The organism is Hoeflea sp. EC-HK425, from assembly GCF_902498795.1.
GTDB classification, from domain to species: domain Bacteria; phylum Pseudomonadota; class Alphaproteobacteria; order Rhizobiales; family Rhizobiaceae; genus Hoeflea; species Hoeflea alexandrii.
This window is the reverse complement of the sequence record NZ_LR701572.1, coordinates 2407883-2427434: the sequence shown is the minus strand read 5'-3', so window position 1 is coordinate 2427434 and position 19552 is coordinate 2407883. Positions and strand designations below refer to the sequence as shown.

At 62.6% G+C, this 19552-nt stretch carries 15 protein-coding genes; 7 read left to right on the top strand and 8 right to left on the bottom strand.

Annotation, left to right across the window (positions count from 1 at the left end; genetic code table 11):
• Positions 1–35 precede the first annotated feature (35 nt).
• The gene (locus SPHINGO391_RS14545; protein ID WP_244615429.1) at positions 36–3146 is read left to right on the top strand and encodes an efflux RND transporter permease subunit; all 3111 of its coding nucleotides are present in this window, start codon (positions 36–38) and stop codon (positions 3144–3146) included.
• A gap of 92 nt (positions 3147–3238) precedes the next feature.
• On the opposite strand, the gene SPHINGO391_RS14540 is transcribed toward SPHINGO391_RS14545, so the two are convergent.
• Entirely contained in the window at positions 3239–4177 is a 939-nt protein-coding gene (locus SPHINGO391_RS14540; RefSeq protein WP_152009502.1) for a DUF808 domain-containing protein, read from the bottom strand.
• A 401-nt stretch (positions 4178–4578) separates the two neighbouring features.
• On the opposite strand from SPHINGO391_RS14540, the gene SPHINGO391_RS14535 reads away from it, so the two are divergent.
• Positions 4579–5424 (top strand): DMT family transporter, encoded by an 846-nt coding sequence (locus SPHINGO391_RS14535; protein ID WP_152009501.1) that lies wholly within the window; start codon positions 4579–4581, stop codon positions 5422–5424.
• Positions 5425–5486: 62 nt separating this feature from the next.
• On the opposite strand, the gene sthA is transcribed toward SPHINGO391_RS14535, so the two are convergent.
• Positions 5487–6881: a Si-specific NAD(P)(+) transhydrogenase gene (gene sthA, locus SPHINGO391_RS14530; protein ID WP_152009500.1), complete on the bottom strand. Its 1395-nt coding sequence runs from the start codon at positions 6879–6881 to the stop codon at positions 5487–5489.
• Positions 6882–7133: 252 nt separating this feature from the next.
• The gene (locus SPHINGO391_RS14525; RefSeq protein WP_152009499.1) at positions 7134–8015 is read right to left on the bottom strand and encodes an AraC family transcriptional regulator; all 882 of its coding nucleotides are present in this window, start codon (positions 8013–8015) and stop codon (positions 7134–7136) included.
• A 163-nt stretch (positions 8016–8178) separates the two neighbouring features.
• Here SPHINGO391_RS14525 and SPHINGO391_RS14520 point away from each other — a divergent pair, with 163 nt between their 5' ends.
• Positions 8179–9093: an aldo/keto reductase gene (locus tag SPHINGO391_RS14520; RefSeq protein WP_152009498.1), complete on the top strand. Its 915-nt coding sequence runs from the start codon at positions 8179–8181 to the stop codon at positions 9091–9093.
• Between the two features lie 87 nt (positions 9094–9180).
• On the top strand, positions 9181–11061 hold the full coding sequence (locus tag SPHINGO391_RS14515; protein ID WP_152009497.1) for a monovalent cation:proton antiporter-2 (CPA2) family protein: 1881 nt from the start codon (positions 9181–9183) through the stop codon (positions 11059–11061).
• A 267-nt stretch (positions 11062–11328) separates the two neighbouring features.
• Here the strand turns inward: SPHINGO391_RS14515 and cysN are convergent, their stop codons facing one another.
• The 3 genes from cysN to SPHINGO391_RS14500 are packed head-to-tail and all read right to left on the bottom strand — an operon-like array spanning position 11329 to position 14582.
• Positions 11329–12816 carry a sulfate adenylyltransferase subunit CysN gene (cysN, locus tag SPHINGO391_RS14510; RefSeq protein ID WP_152009496.1) on the bottom strand — a complete coding sequence of 496 codons (1488 nt, stop codon included), beginning with the start codon at positions 12814–12816 and terminating at the stop codon, positions 11329–11331.
• A complete protein-coding gene (gene cysD / locus SPHINGO391_RS14505; RefSeq protein ID WP_152009495.1) occupies positions 12816–13748 on the bottom strand; it encodes a sulfate adenylyltransferase subunit CysD in 933 nt (310 codons plus the stop codon). The genes cysN and cysD overlap by 1 nt, the downstream gene beginning before the upstream one ends.
• Positions 13749–13769: 21 nt before the next feature.
• Positions 13770–14582: a phosphoadenylyl-sulfate reductase gene (locus SPHINGO391_RS14500; protein ID WP_152009494.1), complete on the bottom strand. Its 813-nt coding sequence runs from the start codon at positions 14580–14582 to the stop codon at positions 13770–13772.
• Positions 14583–14808: 226 nt separating this feature from the next.
• Between SPHINGO391_RS14500 and cysQ the strand changes: the two genes are divergently transcribed.
• Entirely contained in the window at positions 14809–15642 is an 834-nt protein-coding gene (gene cysQ, locus SPHINGO391_RS14495) for a 3'(2'),5'-bisphosphate nucleotidase CysQ (RefSeq protein ID WP_244615200.1), read from the top strand.
• A 56-nt stretch (positions 15643–15698) separates the two neighbouring features.
• On the opposite strand, the gene betA is transcribed toward cysQ, so the two are convergent.
• The gene (betA, locus tag SPHINGO391_RS14490) at positions 15699–17375 is read right to left on the bottom strand and encodes a choline dehydrogenase (RefSeq protein WP_152011571.1); all 1677 of its coding nucleotides are present in this window, start codon (positions 17373–17375) and stop codon (positions 15699–15701) included.
• An 88-nt stretch (positions 17376–17463) separates the two neighbouring features.
• Between betA and SPHINGO391_RS14485 the strand changes: the two genes are divergently transcribed.
• Together SPHINGO391_RS14485 and SPHINGO391_RS14480 are read left to right on the top strand one after the other, a co-directional pair.
• The gene (locus tag SPHINGO391_RS14485) at positions 17464–17709 is read left to right on the top strand and encodes a cytotoxic translational repressor of toxin-antitoxin stability system (RefSeq protein WP_152009493.1); all 246 of its coding nucleotides are present in this window, start codon (positions 17464–17466) and stop codon (positions 17707–17709) included.
• Between the two features lie 6 nt (positions 17710–17715).
• Positions 17716–18066 (top strand): helix-turn-helix transcriptional regulator, encoded by a 351-nt coding sequence (locus SPHINGO391_RS14480; RefSeq protein WP_152009492.1) that lies wholly within the window; start codon positions 17716–17718, stop codon positions 18064–18066.
• A 19-nt stretch (positions 18067–18085) separates the two neighbouring features.
• Here the strand turns inward: SPHINGO391_RS14480 and betB are convergent, their stop codons facing one another.
• Entirely contained in the window at positions 18086–19552 is a 1467-nt protein-coding gene (betB, locus tag SPHINGO391_RS14475; protein WP_152009491.1) for a betaine-aldehyde dehydrogenase, read from the bottom strand.

The following is a 19552-nucleotide window of genomic DNA, read 5'->3' as shown; positions in this document are numbered from 1 at the left end:
CAGTCGACGCGGAAACAGGTGGCGGCACAGCTCTGATGATCCGCCGTCCGGTGCTGGCCCTGGTGATCAGCCTGCTCATCGTGGTTGCCGGGCTGGCCGGCCTCTACGGCGCGGAAATCCGCGAACTGCCCGATGTCGACCGGCCGGTGATCACCGTCACCACCAACTTCGCCGGTGCCTCGCCGGAAACCGTTGACCGCGAGCTGACGGCGATCGTAGAGGGCGCGATTGCCCGCGTTTCAGGCGTTGCCTCGATGTCGTCGACCTCGACGCTTGGCCGCAGCCGGGTGACCGTCGAGTTCTCCGACAGCACCGATCTCAATGTCGCCGCGTCCGATGTTCGCGACGCGCTCGGTCGCGTGACCAACAACATGCCTGATGGCGCCGACGATCCGCGCATCGTCAAGGCCGATGCCAACTCCGATCCGGTGATGCGTCTGGCGGTCACATCCGACCGCTACAACGTTCAGGACATGACCATTCTTGTCGAGGACCTCGTTGTCGACCGTCTTGCGGCTGTCCCCGGGGTCGCTGATGTCAATGTCTATGGTGACCGCGAAAAGATCTTCCGTGTCGATGTCGACCAGTCGCGCCTCGCAGCCTTCGGGCTGACGCTGGCCGATCTGCGCAGCGCCCTGAGCAATGTTGCCCTTGACGTGCCCGCCGGCTCCCTGACCGCCCAGACCTCCGACATTGTCGTGCGTGCGACCGCTGACGTCACCACGCCGGAAGGCTTCGAGGATCTCTACATCAATGACCGGATCCGCTTTCGCGACGTCGCCAATGTGACACTGGGCGCCGACCCTGGCGATTCCGTGCTGCGCGCCAATGGCCGCACCGGTCTGGGCATGGGCATCATTCGCCAGTCCGCCTCCAACACGCTCGAGATTTCGCAAGGAGTGCGCGCGGCGACGCAGGCCATTCAGGCAATCCTGCCCGAGGGCGTCGACATCCGTGTGACCAGCGATGATGCCACCTTCATCAGCGGCGCCATCGATGAAGTGCGCACGACACTTGTTCTCGCCGTACTCATCGTCATTGCCATCATTTTCCTGTTCCTGCGCGACTGGCGCGCCACCATCATCCCGGCCGTCACCCTGCCGGTGTCGCTGATCGGTGCCTTCGCGGCGATCTGGCTCGCCGGCTTCTCGGTCAACATCCTGACGCTTCTGGCGCTGGTGCTGGCCACCGGCATGGTCGTCGACGATGCCATCGTGGTGCTCGAGAACATCGTCCGCAAGCGCAACGAGGGCATGGGGGTGCGGGCTGCGGCGGTGATCGGCACCCGCGAGGTTTTCTTTGCCGTCATCACCACCACGGCGACGCTGGCCGCGGTGTTCATTCCGATCTCGTTCCTGCCAGGGCAGGCGGGCGGGCTGTTCACCGAGTTCGGCTTCGTCCTGGCATTCACCGTGATGATCTCCAGTGTGGTCGCTCTGACGCTCTGCCCGATGCTGGCGTCGCGGCTGATCAAGCGGCGCGACATGTCCGCCGCGAACTCCAAACCCAGCCGTTTCGTGGCGTTCGGCGGTTACATGTCGGGGATCTATTCCCGGCTGCTGCGCCGCGCGCTCGATGCGCCTCTCGTTGTCATTGTCATTGCGCTGATGGCGGCGGGCGCCGCCTTTGCCCTGCTTCCCACCATTCCCCAGGAACTGACGCCGCCCGAGGACCGGGCGGTTGCACTGGTCCGCATTTCCGCACCGCAGGGGGTCAGCCTCGATTATACCCGCTCGCGCATGACCGAGATCGAGCGTCTGGTCTCGCCGCTGCGCGACAGCGGGGAAGTGCAGAACATCTTCGCCATCGCCGGCACTGGCGGATCCTCCAACAACGGCTTCATGGTGCTGACCCTTGCGCCGTGGGGCGAACGCGAGCGGTCCCAGGCCGACATCGTGGGCGAACTCAACCGTGCCATCGCCACCGTGCCGGGCTTGCGTGCCTTTGCCATCCAGCCCAACAGTCTGGGCATTCGCGGCGCCGGAAACGGACTGCAGTTTGCCTTCGTCGGCAACAGCTACGATGAGCTGGCCGAGGTCGGTCAGCAGATGGTTGAAAAGCTCGAACAGGATCCGCGCTTCAACCAGATCCGGCTCTCCTATGAAACCACCCAGCCGCAGATCTCCGTCCAGATCGACCGCGCCCGGGCGTCGGATCTTGGCGTCAATATCGACGGGCTGGCCGAAGCTCTGCAGGCGCTGCTCGACGGCAGGGAGGTGGCGCAGGTGTTCATCGAGGACCGCTCGTTCCCGGTCAAGCTGCTGTCGACCAACAACCCGATCAACGATCCGACCGACCTTGAATCGATCTATCTCAAGGCGGGCGATGGACGCATTGTGCCGATGTCCACCATCGCCACGCTGACCGAGAAGGCCGTTGCGCCTGACCTGCGCCGTGAAAGCCAGATGCGCTCTGTATCAATAACCGCGGGCCTGTCCCCGGCATTCGCGTTGGGTGACGCCTGGGCGGAAGCGGTCGTCATGGCCGAGCCGCTGATGCCCGGCGGCGTGCGGATCATTCCGCTCGCAGAAGCGGCAACACTGGATCAATCCTCCAACGACATGCTGATCACATTCGGAATTGCCATCATCGTCGTGCTTCTGGTCCTGTCGGCGCAGTTCGAAAGCTTCGTCAGCGCCTTCATCATCATCTCTACCGTGCCGCTGGGGCTGGCCTGTGCCATCTTCGCCATGGCGATGACCGGCGGCTCGCTCAATGTCTACAGCCAGATCGGGCTGGTGTTGCTTGTGGGGGTGATGGCCAAGAACGGGATTCTGATCGTCGAGTTTGCCAACCAGTTGCGCAATACCGGCATGGATATCCGCTCCGCCATCGAGGAAGCCTCCAACATCCGCCTCAGGCCGGTGATGATGACGATGATCTCGACGGTGCTTGGTTCTGTTCCGTTGCTGCTGGCGTTTGGTGCCGGCGCGGAAGCCCGCGTTGCGCTCGGCTGGGTAATCGTCGGCGGTCTCGGCCTGGCGATGATCGCCACGCTCTTCCTCACCCCTGTCGCCTATCTGCTGCTGGCCCGTTTCGCCACGCCGTCCGCCGAGGAAGAGCGCCGGCTCGATGTCGAGTTGCGGGAAGCAGGCGAGTTGGCAAACCGCCGCAACGCACAGCCGGAGCTGTCACCGGGCGAATGATGCTGCGGACATCTCGAAGTGCGATCTGATGCCCGCAATCGGCGTTGCTCGTGTTCATGTATGGAGTGTTCGGGGGCGGGTGCGTAAACGGTTCAACCGCGCTTGAACACGCGCTGTCCCAGCCCGTAAACGGCCAGCAGAACCAGTCCGACCGCCAGGCCGAAAATGCCGCTGATCAGAGCTTCCATAGCCCAGCCGAGAAGGCCCGGTGCGAAAGTGACGGAATCCCGCACCATCGCTGACTTGTCCTTGACGAAATGTTCGAGCGTGTCGAGACCGAACGTCGCCAGACCATGGATGATGATCGACCCGCCAACCCAGAGCATGGCGGCCGTGCCGACGCTCGCAACCGTTTCCATGAAGGCGGGCATGCCGCGGACGATCGCACGGCCAAGGCTGCGGGTCGCATCGAAATAGGCGCCCTGGGCCATTTTCAGCCCGACATCGTCCGCCTTCACCAGGATCGCCACGCTGCCATAGACCAGGACGGTGATGCCGATGGCCACCACCGCAAGCACAAGGCCTTCCATCCACAGCGAACTGGCCTCGATCGAGGACAGCGCAATGGTCATGATTTCGGCAGACAGGATGAAGTCGGTCTTGATCGCACCCGCAACCCGCTGCTTCTCGAGATGGGCGTGGTCGATCGGATTGCCATCATCGACAGGCAGCGGTTCGGGATGAAACAGGTGCCATATCTTCTCCGCCCCCTCGAAACACAGATAGGCGCCTCCGACCATCAACAGCGGTGGCAGCATCCATGGCGCGAACGCGTTCAGCAGCATCGCGATTGGCAGCAGGATGACCAGCTTGTTGAAAATCGATCCGCGCGCAATTTGCCAGACGATGGGCAGCTCCCGCGCTGCCGGAAGGCCGTGGACATATTTCGGCGTGACCGCCGTGTCGTCGATCAGGATGCCGGCTGTCTTGACCCCGACCTTGGCAGCCTGCGCGGTGACATCGTCAAGTTGCGCTGCAGCCAGCTTGGTCAGGGCTGCGACGTCATCCAGAAGGGCAAGCAATCCGCTCATCGTGTCAATTCCTGTTCATGCCTGCTTGGTGGCCGGTGTTGATCGGCCTATCGGATACGGCCGGTGGCGGCAACCCCGGCCGGCATCGTCATGGCAACTTGCGAAATCCGGAAAGGTTCCGCAAGCTTGGTAAGGCAATTGTCCGGGTGGGACGTCGCTTGGGTACGCCCGAGACACTCGCGCATCAAGTGTCCGTATCGTGCTTGTCGGCGAGAGCAGGCTCACCACCAGACACTGCCCTCTTCGGGGTGCGCGGCCTTTGCGACGCCTGCCGGTACCATGCCCGATTATTCGCTGCAGGTTGCATTCAGGACACGGATCGGGATCATGCACGGCTGGTAGAGACAGGCTTTGAGGGGGAAGACGTGCAGCAACAAGGGTTTGAATTGCGGGCCAGCACCATGGCGGGAATCGTCATGATGTGCGTGGGTGTGGCCAGCCTTTGCGTCAATGATGCGCTCGCCAAGACCCTGACCGAGGGGTATTCACCGCTGCAGATCCAGTTCATGCGCAACCTGATCGCGCTGCCTTTCGCATTGCTGATTGCATTCAAGATGGGCGGAACACCGGCTCTGCGTTCTCATCGTCCGCTGGCGCATCTGCTGCGCGGCACGCTGTGGATCAGCGCCACTTTCATGTTCTTCACCAGTATCATGTATCTGGGCCTGGCCGAGGCGACCGCGCTGATCTTTGTCGCGCCGCTGTTCATCACCGCGATCTCCGCCATGTTCCTTGGCGAGCATGTTGGCTGGCGCCGCTGGCTGGCCGTGCTTGCGGGCTTTGCCGGCGTTCTGATCGTGGTCCGGCCCGGCGGGTCGACATTTCAGCTGATTTCGCTGTTGCCGGTGGCGACCGCCTTTGTCTACGCGTTGCTGATGCTTAGCGCCCGCTGGGTGGATTCGCGCGAGAGCGTCTGGACCCTGCTGCTTTACCTGACAGCGACCGGCGCGTTGCTGAGCGCCTTCATCGTGCCGCTGGTCTGGGTCCCGGTGCGGCTCGAGGATATGTGGCTGTTTGTCGGCATAGCCGTCTTCGGAACCGCGGGCATGACGCTGATGACCCAGGCATTCCGGCTGGCGCCGGCGGTCGTCGTGGCACCGCTCGATTACACCGCCCTGTTGTGGGCCACCATCCTGGGCTGGCTGTTCTGGAACGAGATCCCCGACGCGATGACCTTTGTCGGCGCGGCGGTGATCGTTGTGAGCGGTGTTTTCATCATCCTGCGCGAACACTCAGCCGTCGAGTGATCGCGGTTCGCGCCATGACGGTGAACCAAGTCTGCGGGTCAGCCAGTGAACCGTCCCGGTGATCAGTTCGTTGGCATCCGGTTCCAGGCGTCGAGGGCTGCGATCTTGTAGGCTTCGGCGAGCGTCGGATAGTTGAACGCGTTCTCGACGAAATATTCGAGCGTGCCTTTGAGATTGAGCACCGCCTGGCCGATATGGATGAGCTCGGTCGCTCCCTCGCCGACAATGTGGCAGCCCAGGAGCCGTCGCGTCTTCAGCGAGAAGATCATCTTCAGCATGCCGTTCCCCAGCCCCATGATGTGGCCGCGCGAGGTCTCCCTGAAACGTGCTACCCCGCATTCATAGGCGATACCGCGGGAGATGACTTCCTCCTCGGTCATGCCGACGGTGGAGATTTCCGGCACCGAATAGATCCCGTAGGGGAAAAATTTCGGCGGCTCGTGGGCGTGCCGGCCAAGCGCGTGGCAGGCGGCGATACGGCCCTGTTCCATCGATGTCGAGGCCAGGCTCGGAAACCCGATCACGTCGCCAGCGGCATAGATCGACGGCACTTCCGTAGCGAACGTCACCGGGTCGACCTTGATCCGCCCGCGGCTGTCGCTCTCGAGCCCGCAGGCCGCAAGGTTGAGGCTGGCTGTCGCCCCCATGCGTCCGGCGGCAAACAGCACCATCTCGGCGCGGATGTTGCGCCCGCCCTCCATCTGGATCTCGCACATGCCGTCGTCGAGCTTTCTGATCTTTTCCGCCTTGCGGCCGAAGCGCAGCACCATGCCGCGATCCTTGAGCTGGTGGGTGAAATCGCCGATCAGCTCCCGGTCGATGAAATCGAGCATGGTCTCGCGCGGCTCGATCAGCGTCACATGCACGTCGAGCGAACTGAAGATCGTCGCGTACTCGATGCCGATAACCCCGGCGCCGATCACAGCGATCGAGCGGGGCAGGTGGTCGAGCGACAGGATCCCGTCGCTGTCGAAGATCTGCCTGTCGTCAAACGGTACGTAGTCGGGGCGGAACGGCACCGTACCGACCGCCAGCAGGATGGAATCGGCGGAGAACTCGAAGCTCTCGCCCTGTTCGCCATCGACCGCGATGGTATTCTTGTCCTTGAACCGGGCATCGCCCCTGAGCGTGGTGACCTGGTTGCGGGCGAACTGGTGTTCGAGCACCTCGATCTCGTGGTTGAGCGTGATGTCGAGCCGCGCCCTGAGATCGCCCGCCGTCAGGTCCTGCTTGACCCGGTAGGACCGGCCGTAGAACCCGCGCTCGCGCCATCCGGAAAGGTTCAGCGCGGTTTCCCTGAGTGTCTTCGATGGAATGGTGCCGGTGTGGACCGAAACCCCGCCAACCCGGTGACCGCGTTCCACGACCAGAACCTTCTTGCCGAATTTCGCAGCCTGGATGGCCGCCCGCCGCCCCGCCGGGCCGCTGCCGATAACGATGAAGTCGTAATGTTCCATGAAGAGAAGCCCAGGGTCCGGGATTGATTAAAACTTTAACCAATCAGACCACGAAGCTTCTAAGGAATAGTTGCTGCGCTGCGGGAAAGGTGGGGCAGGCCTGCATTGATCGCAGATGGTTGTCGAAGATTGCGGTGCGGTGAGCGGCTGCCACGGGAGGAAAGGGGATGTTCGCTGCGGTGAGTGAATCGAACCGAATGCCACGGCACGCAGGCTTTCAATCTTTTGCTGCGGCGCGGATTGTCTCCACGATCATGCTGGTTCGAGGGCCACGGTACCTTCCCTGCTCGGAGCCGTACCGAACTTGCGCTGGTAGTCGCGGCTGAAATGGGTGGGGCTTTCGTAGCCCACCTCGAAACTTGCCGACGCCACGCTGTGATGGCCTGCTCTCAACAGGTCGCGCGCGGCAATCATGCGCAAATCCTTCTGGTATTGCAGGGGCGTTGTCCCGGTGACCTGTTTGAAATGACCATGAAACGAGGATTGGCTCATGCCTGCCAACTGGGCGAGTTCCGGTATCGACAGGTTCTGCCGGAAATCCCTCTTGATATGCACGATTGCCTTCGCCACACGGCTTGCATGACTGTCGATCGACAACAGGTTGCGCAACATTCCTCCAATCGGTGAGATGAGCAGGCGAAAGTGGATCTCCCGCAGAATAGACGGGCCCAGAACCTCGGCTTCAACGGAGCTGTTCATCAATGCAAGATACCTGCCGATCGTCTCGATCACCTTTGTGTCGGCGGGACCTGCTGCAAGCGAGCGGTGAGGCATCATCTCCTTGGAAACGGAACTGATCTGGTCATAAAGGCTTCTCAGCATGCCGTGCTCGAGGGATACAATCAGCGCCAGGTAGGGCTTGTCCACGGAAGCGGAAACAATGCGCGATTGGACGGGAAGATCGTGGCTGACAATAAGCGCGCTGCCGGCGTGCAGGGTGACGAACTGATCGCCGACCGTCGTCTCTTTTGCCCCCTGCAGGACCAGGCACACCACCGGCTTGTAGACGACTGCATCGAATTCGCTGACCTCCATGGTTTGCAGGACGGTCAAATTCGGCAATGCGGCGCGATTGTCCTGCCTGTGGCGGTTCGAATAGGCGAGTGCCGGTGCAATCAGGTCTGAATACTGCATGTTTTCATCCTATTTGGATGTTTTGTAGCATTTCTTAAGGCATTCTGCATCCATTTCTCCTTTCAATTGGAGGAATTGGCAGATCTTTCGAAGGATGTGGCAGGCGTGGCCATTTCGTCTCCGATAGTCTGGCCCGATCGCTTAATCGCAATCGGAGACGACCATGGCCATGATGACGCGCACTTTTCCGCTTAACGAAAACGTTGACATCCCCGCTGTGGGATTTGGCACCTATCTTATTTCAAACGAGGATGCGCCCAAGGCCGTCCAGGCCGCGATCGAATGCGGCTACCGCCATGTAGACACGGCATCCGGCTACCGGAACGAGGCGGCGGTTGGCGAGGGGATCAAAATGGGCCTGGCATCGACAAGCCTCACCCGAGAGGACATTTTCGTGACCACCAAGCTCTGGCCCGGCAATCCCGCATGGGGAGACGCGCCGAAGACACATGAGCAAACCCTTGCTGAGTGCGATGCAAGTCTGGAACGGCTTGGCCTGGACTATGTGGATCTTTACCTGATCCATGCACCCTCTGGCGGACCGGAGCGCCACTCCCAGTGGCGCGCGCTCATCGAACTGCAGGCTGCGGGCAAGGCACGTTCCATCGGCGTCAGCAATTTCAACCTAGCCCATCTGGAAGAAATCCGGGCCGCGGGGCTGCAGACACCCGACGCCAACCAGATCGAACTGCATCCCTGGTCCCAAAAGCCGGAACTTCTTGCCTACATGGCCGAGAACGGAATGGCGCCGATCGCCTACAGCAGCCTTGTGCCGCTTTCCACTTGGCGCACCGTGGAGGGGCAGGCCAGTGCCAAGACGGACCAGATGAAAGCCGACAGTGGCGTGTTTACGGACATGGCCACAAAATACGGCGTAACCGAAGCCCAGTTCCTGCTTCGTTGGGGCGTGCAGAACGGATATGCGGTATTGCCAAAGAGCCTGAATCCAGAACGTATGAAGCAGAACATCGATCTCGAAGGTTTTGAAATCGACAAGACCGACATGGCGGCCATAAGAAAAATGGATCGTGGCCAGGGCGTGGCCTGGGCGACGGGCGATCCAAGCACCGCCGTTTAAACAAGAGGCGAAGCAGTCCCTGTTCGGCCTGACAAGGGGTCGGTTCGGGCAGGGAGCAGCATTCGATGACAACCCCGGAGAGACGCTATGACCGCCGAGTTCATGTTCATTACCTTTACGCTGTTTCTGGCCGGCATGATCGCTGTTCCGCTTGCCTCACGCTTCGGGCTAGGGTCGGTTCTGGGGTATTTGATCGCGGGAATTGCAATCGGCCCTGTCTTACACTGGGCCGGTGTTGACGTTGCCGCCCTTCAGCATTTCACCGAGTTCGGCGTGGTGATGATGCTGTTCCTGATCGGTTTGGAAATGCAACCCAAAGTACTTTGGGCCATGCGGGCGAAGATCTTCGTGATGGGCGGTCTGCAGGTTGGTCTGACCACCGTGGCGGTTATGGCAATAGCCATGCTGTTCGGACAGGCATGGACCATTGCGCTCGCCATAGGGCTGATCTTCGCCTTGTCTTCGACGGCGATCGTCACGCAAACGCTAAATGAGAAGGGATTGATGCGCAGCGATGGCGGGCAGGCGGGTTTCGCGGTGCTGCTGTTCCAGGACATCGCGGTCATTCCAATGCTCGCGCTGGTTCCGCTGCTTGCGCTGAAGGAACTCAGCGACGCTTTGCATCAGGGTGATGACCATGGCGGAGGGCACGGCGATTCAGCGTTGAACCTCAACCTGGTTGAGGGCTTGCCCGGCTGGCAGACCGCACTGATTACAGTGGCTGCCATCGCTCTGGTGGTTCTGGCAGGCCGCTATCTGACAGGTCCGATCTTCCGGTACATTGCACGCGCCCGGCTGCGTGAGCTTTTCGTGAGCACTGCATTGATGATGGTCGTCGGCATCGCGCTTCTCATGACAATGGTCGGCTTGTCGCCTGCGCTTGGAACCTTCCTGGCGGGTGTCGTCATGGCCAACAGCGAATACCGGCACGAACTGGAAAGCGACATCGCCCCCTTCAAGGGCATCTTCCTCGGCGTCTTCTTCATCACTGTCGGGGCGAGTATTGATTTTGCGCTGTTGAGCGAGAACGTTGCGCTGATCATCGGTCTGACGCTTGGCCTGATCCTGCTTAAATGTGTCGTCATGCTGGTGCTTGGCCGTGTCTTCAAGCTGGCCGGAGGCGACAAATGGCTGTTTGCGCTGGGCCTTGCGCAGGCCGGCGAATTCGGCTTCGTGCTGGTTTCCTTCACGGTTGCCAATGCCGTTGTTCCTTCGCCGATCGCCGACCTGCTGCTGCTGGTCATTGCGATTTCGATGCTTCTCACCCCGGCCCTGTTCATCCTATATGACTGGCTGATCGCGCCGCGTTACTCGCGCCAGCAGGAACGCGAGGCTGACGAATTTGCCCATGGTTCAGGGATCATCATCGCGGGCCACGGCAGGTTTGGCGGCATCGTCAATCGGGCATTGCGGGCGGCCGACTACGAAACGACGGTGATCGATTACAGCAATGATCAGCTCAAGATGCTGCGCCGGTTCGGCCTCAGCGCCTATTACGGCGACGCGACACGTCCCGATCTTCTCCATGCTGCCGGTATTGAAAGTGCCAAGGTCCTTGTGATCGCCATCGACAACAAGGAAGCGGCAACCGAACTCGCGCGCCACATGCACGAACATCATCCCCGGGTTCATGTCATTGCCCGCGCCATCGACCGTTGGCACGTCTACGACCTCTGGTCCGCCGGTTGCCGCGACATTATCCGCGAAACCTATGACAGCTCGATCCGTGCGGCGCGGTCTGCCTTCGAAGCGCTCGGCCATCCCCGCGAAAAGGCGGAACGGCTTGTTGGCGCGTTCGAAACGTTCGACCGCAAGACGATGATTGAAACGGCGCAAGCCTTTATACAGAGCGAGGATCCGCATTCCGACGACAGCGAATACTCCCGCTTGATCCGCGAAAATCAGGAAGCCTGGGAAGCGCAATTGAAAGCCAGCATGCAGGAAGTGCTAAAAGCGCGCCAGGATTGATACCGACATAAAATCAGATGCAGAGCATTGAGGAGCTGGAGTCTGCTGCATCATCCTTCTTGACGTCAGATAGCCTTATCGGTCAACGAGCTGTACGCAGTGAACTGGAGCACCAGAACAACAGATGAACGGCCGATCAGGCCCGGCGACCGACCGCCTTCCAACAAACACCGCATCTGATGCGATCCATGCATGTGCCAGCGTCCTGCCCAAAGCTCTCGTCGCGCTCAATTTCAGCATTCGGCCTGATCCGCTCGCCAGCGCCCGCTACTCCCCCTCAATCTCCTCAGGCCCCGTCACCCGGATCTCTCCGGCATGCGAGCGCGCAAACTCCGTTTTCAGGAACGCCTCCAGCAGCCGCGCGGGGAGGGTGACCGTTGCACGGTCGGCGTCGGGCAGGGCGTCGAAGCGGCCGGATTTCGAGCGCTTGCCGTCGATCATGCCGCCGGCGACCGTGTTGAGGCTTTCCGGATCGATCAGGATGAAGGCGCCGGTTTCGCGGTTGGTCTCATAGGCGTCGAAGATCGCCGTGTCCTCGAAGTCGAGCTCGACCACGCCGATGCCGTTGACCGGCAGGAAGGAGGCGTCGTCCCAGTTTCCGGTCGCAAGGTCCAGCGCCGAGGTCGGGCGCACCATTACCCGCTGGCGGCGCGCGCCGGCCTTGAGCCAGTAGCGCTTGCCCGGCACGACGCCGTCGGGTGACAGCGCCACCAGCCGGGCGCTGAAGGCGCGGCCGGTCTGCGGCCGCTGGTCGATGGCCGCAATCATGTCGCCGCGCGCCACGTCCACCGGCCGGTCGAGCACCAGCGTGATGGCATCGCCGGACACCGCCGCGTTGCGTACCAGGTCGTAGGTGACGATGGCCTTGACATTGGCTTCCACGCCCGAGGGCAGCACCACAACGCTGTCGCCGGGCTTGATCGACCCGCCGGCGACCGTGCCCTGGTAGCCGCGGAAACCCTCGCCGGGGCGCGAGACGCGCTGCACCGGCAGCCGGAACCCGGTGGTCTGGCCTGTGCGCTGGGTGGCTTTCTCCAGCGTCTCCACCAGTGTCGGGCCCGAGTACCATGGCATCACGTCGTCACCGCGGAGCACGATATTCTCGCCCTTCAGCGCCGACACCGGAATGGCGGTGACCTGGCGCACGCCGAGCGACAGGGCGATCTCCTTGAAGTCGCGCGAAATCGCCCGGAACCTGGCCTCGTCATACTGCGCCAGGTCGATCTTGTTGACCGCCAGCACGAACTGCCGGATGCCCATCAGCGCCGCGATGGTCGCATGCCGCCGTGTCTGTTCGAGAATGCCCGCGCGCGCATCGACCAAGAGCACCGCCAGATCTGCGGTCGACGCACCGGTCGCCATGTTGCGGGTGTATTGCACATGGCCGGGCGTGTCGGCGACGATGAAGGAACGCCGGTCGGTGGCAAAATAGCGGTAGGCGACATCGATGGTGATGCCCTGTTCGCGCTCGGCCTGCAGACCGTCCAAGAGCAGCGCGAAATCGGGCAGGCCGAGCTCGTTCTGCTTGCCGGTGGAATCGCGCCTCAGCGTCGCCGCCTGATCTTCCTTGACCGCCTTGGTGTCCCACAACAGCCGGCCGATCAGCGTCGACTTGCCGTCGTCGACCGAGCCGCAGGTGATGAAGCGCAGGGGGCGGGCCTGCCGCCCCACCGTCTCCGGATGGGGCAGGGCGGCGGTTTCATTCGCTGCGGACTCAATTTCTGAGGCGGTCTGCGAAAGTGTTTGAGAATTCATCAGAAATAGCCTTCGCGTTTCTTCTTTTCCATGGAGCCGGACTGGTCGCGGTCGATCGCGCGGCCCTGCCGTTCGGACACGGTTGCGATCTCGAGCTCAGTGATCACTTCATCGAGTGTGGTTGCTTCCGAACGGACAGCGCCGGTCAGCGGGTAGCAGCCCAGCGTGCGAAACCGCACCATCTCTTCGCGCACCTGTTCTCCCGGCAGCAGTTCGAGCCGTTTGTCCGCCGCCCAGATCAGCATGCCGTCGCGCTCGACGATCTTGCGGCGCGCGGCGAAATAGAGCGGCACCAGCTCGATTTGTTCGGCCTGGATGTAGCGCCAGATGTCGACCTCGGTCCAGTTCGACAGCGGGAAGGCGCGCACGCTTTCGCCGGGATGGATCATGCCGTTGTAGATCGACCAGAGTTCGGGGCGCTGGTTGCGCGGGTCCCAGGCGTGGTCGGGCGTGCGGAACGAGTAGATCCGCTCCTTGGCGCGGCTGGCTTCCTCGTCGCGCCGCGCGCCGCCAAACGCTGCATCGTAGCGGCCCATGTCGAGCGCCTGCTTCAGCGCCTGCGTCTTCATGATGTCGGTGTAGCGCGCCGAACCGTGGCTGAACGGGGTGACGTTGTCGCGCAAGCCTTCCGGGTTGGTGTGCGAGATAAGATCCAGTCCATGTTTGGCGACCACCGCATCACGGAAGGCGATCATTTCCGGAAACTTCCAGCCGGTGTTGATGTGCACCAGCGGAAACGGCAGCTTGCCCGGGTGAAACGCCTTCAGCGCAAGGTGCAGCAGCACAGAGGAATCCTTGCCGATCGAATAGAGCATCACCGGACGCTCGAATTCGGCCGCCACCTCGCGGAAGATGTGGATCGCCTCGTTCTCGAGCGCTTTCAGATGCGGGTCGAGCGGCGGCTTGCCGCGCCCGTGTTCAATCACGTTCATGTCGATGTCCTTCGCGGGGTCTCAGGAAGCCGGCCCTTGGGATGCCGAAATCGTTACTTTGGGTTGGCCTTGTGCACGCGAGCCGGAAACCGAGGCCGACAGGTGCAGCCCGCATTCGCGGCGCTCGTCCTGCTCCCACCACCAGCGCCCGGCGCGCTCGGGCTCGCCCGGCTTGATGGCGCGGGTGCAGGGCTCGCAGCCGATCGAGGGAAAACCCTTCGCGTGCAGCGGGTTGACCGGCACATCGTCGGCGCGCGCGCGCGCCTGCAGGGTTTCGAGCGACTGATCGGCCAGCGGATTGATCTTGAGCAGGCTGCGGTCGGCGTCCCATTCGGCGAGCGGCGCATTGGCCCGGTTTCCCGACTGGCCGCGCCTGAGGCCGGTCACCCAGATCTCGGCATCCGCCAGCGCGCGCCCCAGAGGCTGCAGCTTGCGGGCATGGCAGCAGGCGTGCCGCGCCTCGACGCTGTCGTAGAACCCGTTCATGCCGTAGAGCGCGACGAAGCCGTCGACCTCGTCCTTCCATGGCCGGAACACCTCAATTGCGATGCCGTACTGCGCCTCTGTCCTGTCGAGCAGTTCCAGTGTCTTGGCAAACAGCCGCCCGGTGTCGAGCGTGACGATCCGCAGCTCGGCGCGTGTTGCCGCGATGATCGAGGTCAGCACCTGGTCCTCGAGCCCCAACGAGGTGGTGAACACCGCCCGGCCCAGCGACGCGATGCGCAGGATCCTGCCCGGCAGCGGCATCGAGGCAAGTTCCGCATTCAGCTGGGCGGCAAGCTGGGGCCCGAAATCGGGATCTGCGGCTACTTTGGAAGTTTGGGGCTTGGTCATGAGAGCGGCTCCGGTTGAAGTCTCAATTTTCAACCACCGTGTCAGCAAAGACGAGGCATCACAGTCTTTTTGGCCGGGCCGAAGAGGTCTGTTGTTCCGCTCAGGCGGGGTGCAACGGAAAAACCTGTCCAATTACCGCCATTGTTGCATTGCACTCATGATTGACCGGGCGCTGCAATCATGCGACGCCAGAACGCAACGACAATCCGACCCTGGACAAGTGCAGATGGGCGCCGCAGACCGATCCGATTCCGACCATCAGCCCTTGCCGGACCTGATCGACACCTTTGAGAAAGCGGCGATTGCAGCGGGCAGGGAAATACTGGCTGCCCGCGCCGCCGGTGCCAGGGTTTCCATCAAGTCGGACTCCACGCCCGTGACCCAGGCCGACCGCGCCGCCGAAGCCATCATCCTTGCCAGGCTGACGGAACAGTTTCCTGACGTGCCGGTGGTTGCCGAGGAAATGGCCGAGGACGGCAAATGCCCGAACTCCACCCAGGCCTCCTATTTCCTCGTTGATGCGCTTGACGGCACTGGCGATTTCATCGCCGGCCGCAACGAGTTCACCGTCAACGTGGCGCTCATCCGGGATCTGAAGCCCGTGGCCGGTGTCGTCTACGCCCCGGCGCTGGGGCGCATCTGGAGCGGCGCCGGACTGAAGGCCCATGTTGGCGAAGTGACCGCCGAGGGCGAAATCCGCAACCGGCGGGAAATCCGCACCCGCGCCCTGCCGAAAACGCCGGTCGCCCTCGTCAGTCTCAGCCATCGTGAGCCCGAGACGCAGGCCTGGCTCGACAAGCTCCCCGCCCACGAAACCGCCCATATCGGCTCGTCGCTGAAATTCTGCCTCGTGGCTGAGGGCAAGGCCGATGTCTATCCCCGGCTCGTCTGCCTGCACCAATGGGACATCGCCGCCGGTGATGCCGTGCTCCGCGCGGCTGGCGGCGTGACCCTCGGCCTTGACGGCAATCCGCTCGAATACGGTGTCGACAATTCCGACTTCGGGTGTGGCCGTTTCGTCTGCTGGGGCCAGCATCCGGATGCGGCCGCCGCCGGCTGATCGCGCCTTGAGGCGTGATCACATCACATCCCGGAAATAATTGCGGCGGGTATCGCTCAGGCCTGTTTCAGCCTGTCGGTCTCGCGCCAGTCGGGGTTCATCCAGGGTTCGAGATTGCTCGGCGCCAGCGGGGTGCGGCCGAGAATGTGATCGGCGGCCTTCTCGCCGGTCATGATCGACGGGCCGTTGAGATTGCCGTTGGTCACCCGCGGAAAGATCGACGAGTCGGCGACTCTGAGGCCCTCGACGCCGATCACCCGGGTTTCCGGGTCGACCACGGCATGGGGATCGTCGGCGCGGCCCATACGGCAGGTGCCGCAGGGATGGTAGGCGCTCTCGGCGTGTTCGCGGATGAAGCCGTCGATCTCTGCATCGCTCTGGATATGGCTTCCTGGCTGGATTTCCTTGCCCCGGAACGGGTCGAAGGCTTTTTGCCCGAACACTTCGCGGGTGATCCGCACGGCGCGGCGGAAATCGCGCCAGTCTTCCTCGTGGCTCATGTAGTTGAAACGGATCACCGGCGCGTCCTTCGCCTCGCCCGAACGCAAGGTGACAGCGCCGCGCGAGGGTGAGCGCATCGGCCCGACATGGGCCTGGAAGCCGTGCATCGGGGCGGCAGCCTTGCCGTCATAGCGGATCGCGCCGGGCAGGAAGTGGAACTGGATATCGGGGTAGGGGACACCCGCTTCCGAGCGGATGAATGCTGCGGCCTCGAACTGGTTCGAGGTGCCGAGTCCCTGCCTGAGGAACAGCCATTGCGCTCCGATAACGGCTTTTGAGAACAGGTTGAGCTTCGAGTACAGCGTGATCGGCTGGATGCATTCCTGCTGGATATAGACCTCGAGATGATCCTGCAGATTGGCGCCCACGCCCGGACGGTCGGCGACCACCTCGATGCCGTGTTCGCCAAGATGTGTACCGGGTCCGATGCCCGACAGCATCAGCAGCTTCGGCGAGTTGAAAGCCGAGGCGGCGATGATGACTTCACGTCGTGCCTTAACAACCTGAATCGAGCCGCGAACTTCGAGCTCGACCCCGGTGGCGCGGTGATTCTCGATGACAACACGACGCGCCAGGCCCTTGACGAGACTCACATTCTTGCGCTTCAGCGCCGGCTTGAGATAGGCTTGCGCTGCCGACCATCGCTGACCCTTGTGGATGGTCTGCTCCATCAGGCCGAAGCCCTCCTGGCGCGATCCATTGTAGTCCTGCGTCACCCCGTAGCCTGCTTGCCGGCCGGCTTCGATGAAGGCCGAGAACAGCGGATTGACCGCCGGCCCACGCTGCACATGCAACGGTCCGTCGGTGCCGCGCCAGCCGTCCTCGCCGCCGATGCCGCCATCCTGGTGCGAGGTTTCCATGCGCTTGAAATAAGGCAGCACGTCGGCGAACGACCAGCCATTGGCGCCTTGCTCGGCCCAGTGGTTGAAGTCCTCGGCGTGGCCGCGCACGAACACCATGCCGTTGATCGATGAAGACCCGCCGATCACCTTGCCGCGCGGCGCGGCAAGCCGCCGGTTGCCCAGATTGGCTTCCGGTTCGGTGGTGTAGCCCCAGTCGTAAAGCCCCATGTTCATCGGGTAGGACAGGGCCGCCGGCATCTGGATGAACGGCCCGAAATCCGATCCGCCATGCTCGATGACAATGACCGAATGTTTCCCGTCCTCGCTCAGCCGCGCGGCCATCGCCGAGCCTGCCGAACCTGCGCCGACGATGACGAAATCTGCTTGCATGGTCATGGGTGAATGCTCGTCTCTAGTGGAGGGTTTGCTTTGCCAGGGAGTGATTGACCGAAGTATAGCTTAGAGCTATATTCGATGGATGAAGCGGGTCGTCTATTCCAAGACAGCGGAAAAAAGCCTCGCCCGGATGCAACCGAAGCGGCGCGCGGCCATTTTCGCCAAGGTGGATGCATTCGCGCGCGGCGAACAGGTTGATATCAAAAAGCTGTCCGGGTCTGACCTGTACCGCATCCGGGTAGGCCAGGACCGCGTCATCATCGACGACCAGGGCGTTGTCGTCTTGGTGATCAGCGCAGGCCCGCGTGGCGGCATCTACAAGGAGTGATTGCCGATGGGTGAAATCCAGAAAATGACCATTGACGGCAAGACCTACGTTCTCGTCGGTGAAGAGGACTATGAAGACATGATGGACAGCCTCGAGGCACACGCGATCCTTGAGCGCGTCAGGGCGGGCGAAGAGACCTGGCCTTCCGAACTCGTGCATGAACTCATGGAAACCGACAGCCGCATCCGCACCTATCGCAAGTATCGCGGCATGACCGGAACCGAGCTTGCCGCAGCCGCGGGCATTTCCCAGCCCCACCTCTCCGATATCGAAAACGGCAAGAAGGCTGGCTCGGTCGATGTGCTCAAGCGCATCGCAACCGCCCTTCGTGTCGATCTCGACGATCTCGTGGTGTGACAAGCCCATCACCTGCACCTCAATACGGGCTGTCGACAGGGCCGGTGGCGACATAGACGCTCTTCAGCCGCGTGTAGTGCTCGATCGCCGCGCGCGAGTTCTCGCGGCCGATGCCCGATTGCTTGACGCCGCCGAAGGGGGCCTCGACCGGGGTGAGATTGTAGGTGTTGATCCAGGTCGTGCCGGCATCGAGCCCAGCGATCACCCGGTGCGCGCGGGTGAGGTCGGTGGTGAACACGCCGGCGGCCAAACCGAACTGGGTGTCGTTGGCGCGGCGCACGGCCTCGTCCTCGTCGTCAAAGCTGAGCACGCTCATCACCGGGCCGAAGATCTCTTCCCGCGCAATCGTCATCTCGTCGGTGACGCCGGCGAAGACGGTCGGCTGGATCCAGGCGCCATTCTCAAATCCCTGAAGCACGGGCACGCCGCCGCCGGTGACGAGTTTTGCACCCTCGCGCCTGCCGGTCTCGATGTAGCCCAGCACCTTGTCGCGTTGCGCCGTTGAGACCATCGGTCCCAGATGCGTGTCGGGATCGAGCGGGTCGCCGAGCTTGATGGCCTCGGTGCGGGTCTTCAGCCGCTCGAGGAACCGGTCATAGACCCCGCGCTGCACGAACACCCGTGTGCCGTTCGAGCAGATCTGCCCGGTCGAGTAGAAATTGCCGAGCATTGCCCCGCCGATGGCGCTCTCGATGTCGGCATCGTCAAACACCAGAATCGGCGACTTGCCGCCAAGCTCCATCGTCACCGCCTTGATCGTCTGTGCTGCCGCCGCCAGCACCTTGGCGCCGGTCGGCACCGAGCCGGTCAGTGACACCTTGGCGATATCGGGATGCGAGGCGAGCGCCGCCCCGACATCGCCAAAACCCTGCACCACGTTGAAGAGACCATCCGGCAGGCCCGCATCCTTGAAGGTTTCCGCCAGCAGCAGCGCCGTCAGCGGGGTCACTTCCGACGGCTTGAAGATGAAGGCATTGCCACAGGCGAGTGCCGGCGCCGATTTCCAGGCGGCGATCTGGATCGGATAGTTCCAGGCGCCGATGCCGGCACAGATCCCGAGCGGTTCGCGGCGCGTGTAGACGAAGTCGCCGCCCAGATCGACATGCTCGCCGGTGATGGCACCCGCCAGCCCGCCGAAATACTCAAGCGCATCCGCAGCTGATGCTGCGTCGGCGACCAGCGTTTCCTGGATCGCCTTGCCGGTGTCGAGCGTCTCGATGCGGCTTATCTCCTCGTTGCGTTCACGCAGGATCTGCGCCGTGCGCAACAGGATCCGCCCGCGCTCGACGCCCTTCAGCCTGGCCCAGGCCGGCTGCGCGGCCTTTGCAGCTGCGACAGCCTGCTCGATCACCGCCGGGGTTGCCGAGTACAGCCGGGCGTTTACCTCGCCGGTGGCCGGGTAAATGCTCTCGAAGGACCGACCGGAGGCGTCCTCGCGGTACTGTCCGTTGATGTAGTGGGATGCTTTTGGCTGTGCGGCGGTCAT

Excerpts from the sequence above, each read along its gene's own strand:
- SPHINGO391_RS14545 (WP_244615429.1), top strand. The coding sequence starts at position 36 with ATGATCCGCCGTCCGGTGCTGGCCCTGGTGATCAGCCTGCTCATCGTG.
- SPHINGO391_RS14540 (WP_152009502.1), bottom strand. The coding sequence starts at position 4,177 with ATGAGCGGATTGCTTGCCCTTCTGGATGACGTCGCAGCCCTGACCAAG.
- SPHINGO391_RS14535 (WP_152009501.1), top strand. The coding sequence starts at position 4,579 with ATGGCGGGAATCGTCATGATGTGCGTGGGTGTGGCCAGCCTTTGCGTC.
- sthA (WP_152009500.1), bottom strand. The coding sequence starts at position 6,881 with ATGGAACATTACGACTTCATCGTTATCGGCAGCGGCCCGGCGGGGCGG.
- SPHINGO391_RS14525 (WP_152009499.1), bottom strand. The coding sequence starts at position 8,015 with ATGCAGTATTCAGACCTGATTGCACCGGCACTCGCCTATTCGAACCGC.
- SPHINGO391_RS14520 (WP_152009498.1), top strand. The coding sequence starts at position 8,179 with ATGGCCATGATGACGCGCACTTTTCCGCTTAACGAAAACGTTGACATC.
- SPHINGO391_RS14515 (WP_152009497.1), top strand. The coding sequence starts at position 9,181 with ATGACCGCCGAGTTCATGTTCATTACCTTTACGCTGTTTCTGGCCGGC.
- cysN (WP_152009496.1), bottom strand. The coding sequence starts at position 12,816 with ATGAATTCTCAAACACTTTCGCAGACCGCCTCAGAAATTGAGTCCGCA.
- cysD (WP_152009495.1), bottom strand. The coding sequence starts at position 13,748 with ATGAACGTGATTGAACACGGGCGCGGCAAGCCGCCGCTCGACCCGCAT.
- SPHINGO391_RS14500 (WP_152009494.1), bottom strand. The coding sequence starts at position 14,582 with ATGACCAAGCCCCAAACTTCCAAAGTAGCCGCAGATCCCGATTTCGGG.
- cysQ (WP_244615200.1), top strand. The coding sequence starts at position 14,809 with ATGGGCGCCGCAGACCGATCCGATTCCGACCATCAGCCCTTGCCGGAC.
- betA (WP_152011571.1), bottom strand. The coding sequence starts at position 17,375 with ATGCAAGCAGATTTCGTCATCGTCGGCGCAGGTTCGGCAGGCTCGGCG.
- SPHINGO391_RS14485 (WP_152009493.1), top strand. The coding sequence starts at position 17,464 with ATGAAGCGGGTCGTCTATTCCAAGACAGCGGAAAAAAGCCTCGCCCGG.
- SPHINGO391_RS14480 (WP_152009492.1), top strand. The coding sequence starts at position 17,716 with ATGGGTGAAATCCAGAAAATGACCATTGACGGCAAGACCTACGTTCTC.
- betB (WP_152009491.1), bottom strand. The coding sequence starts at position 19,552 with ATGACCGCCGCACAGCCAAAAGCATCCCACTACATCAACGGACAGTAC.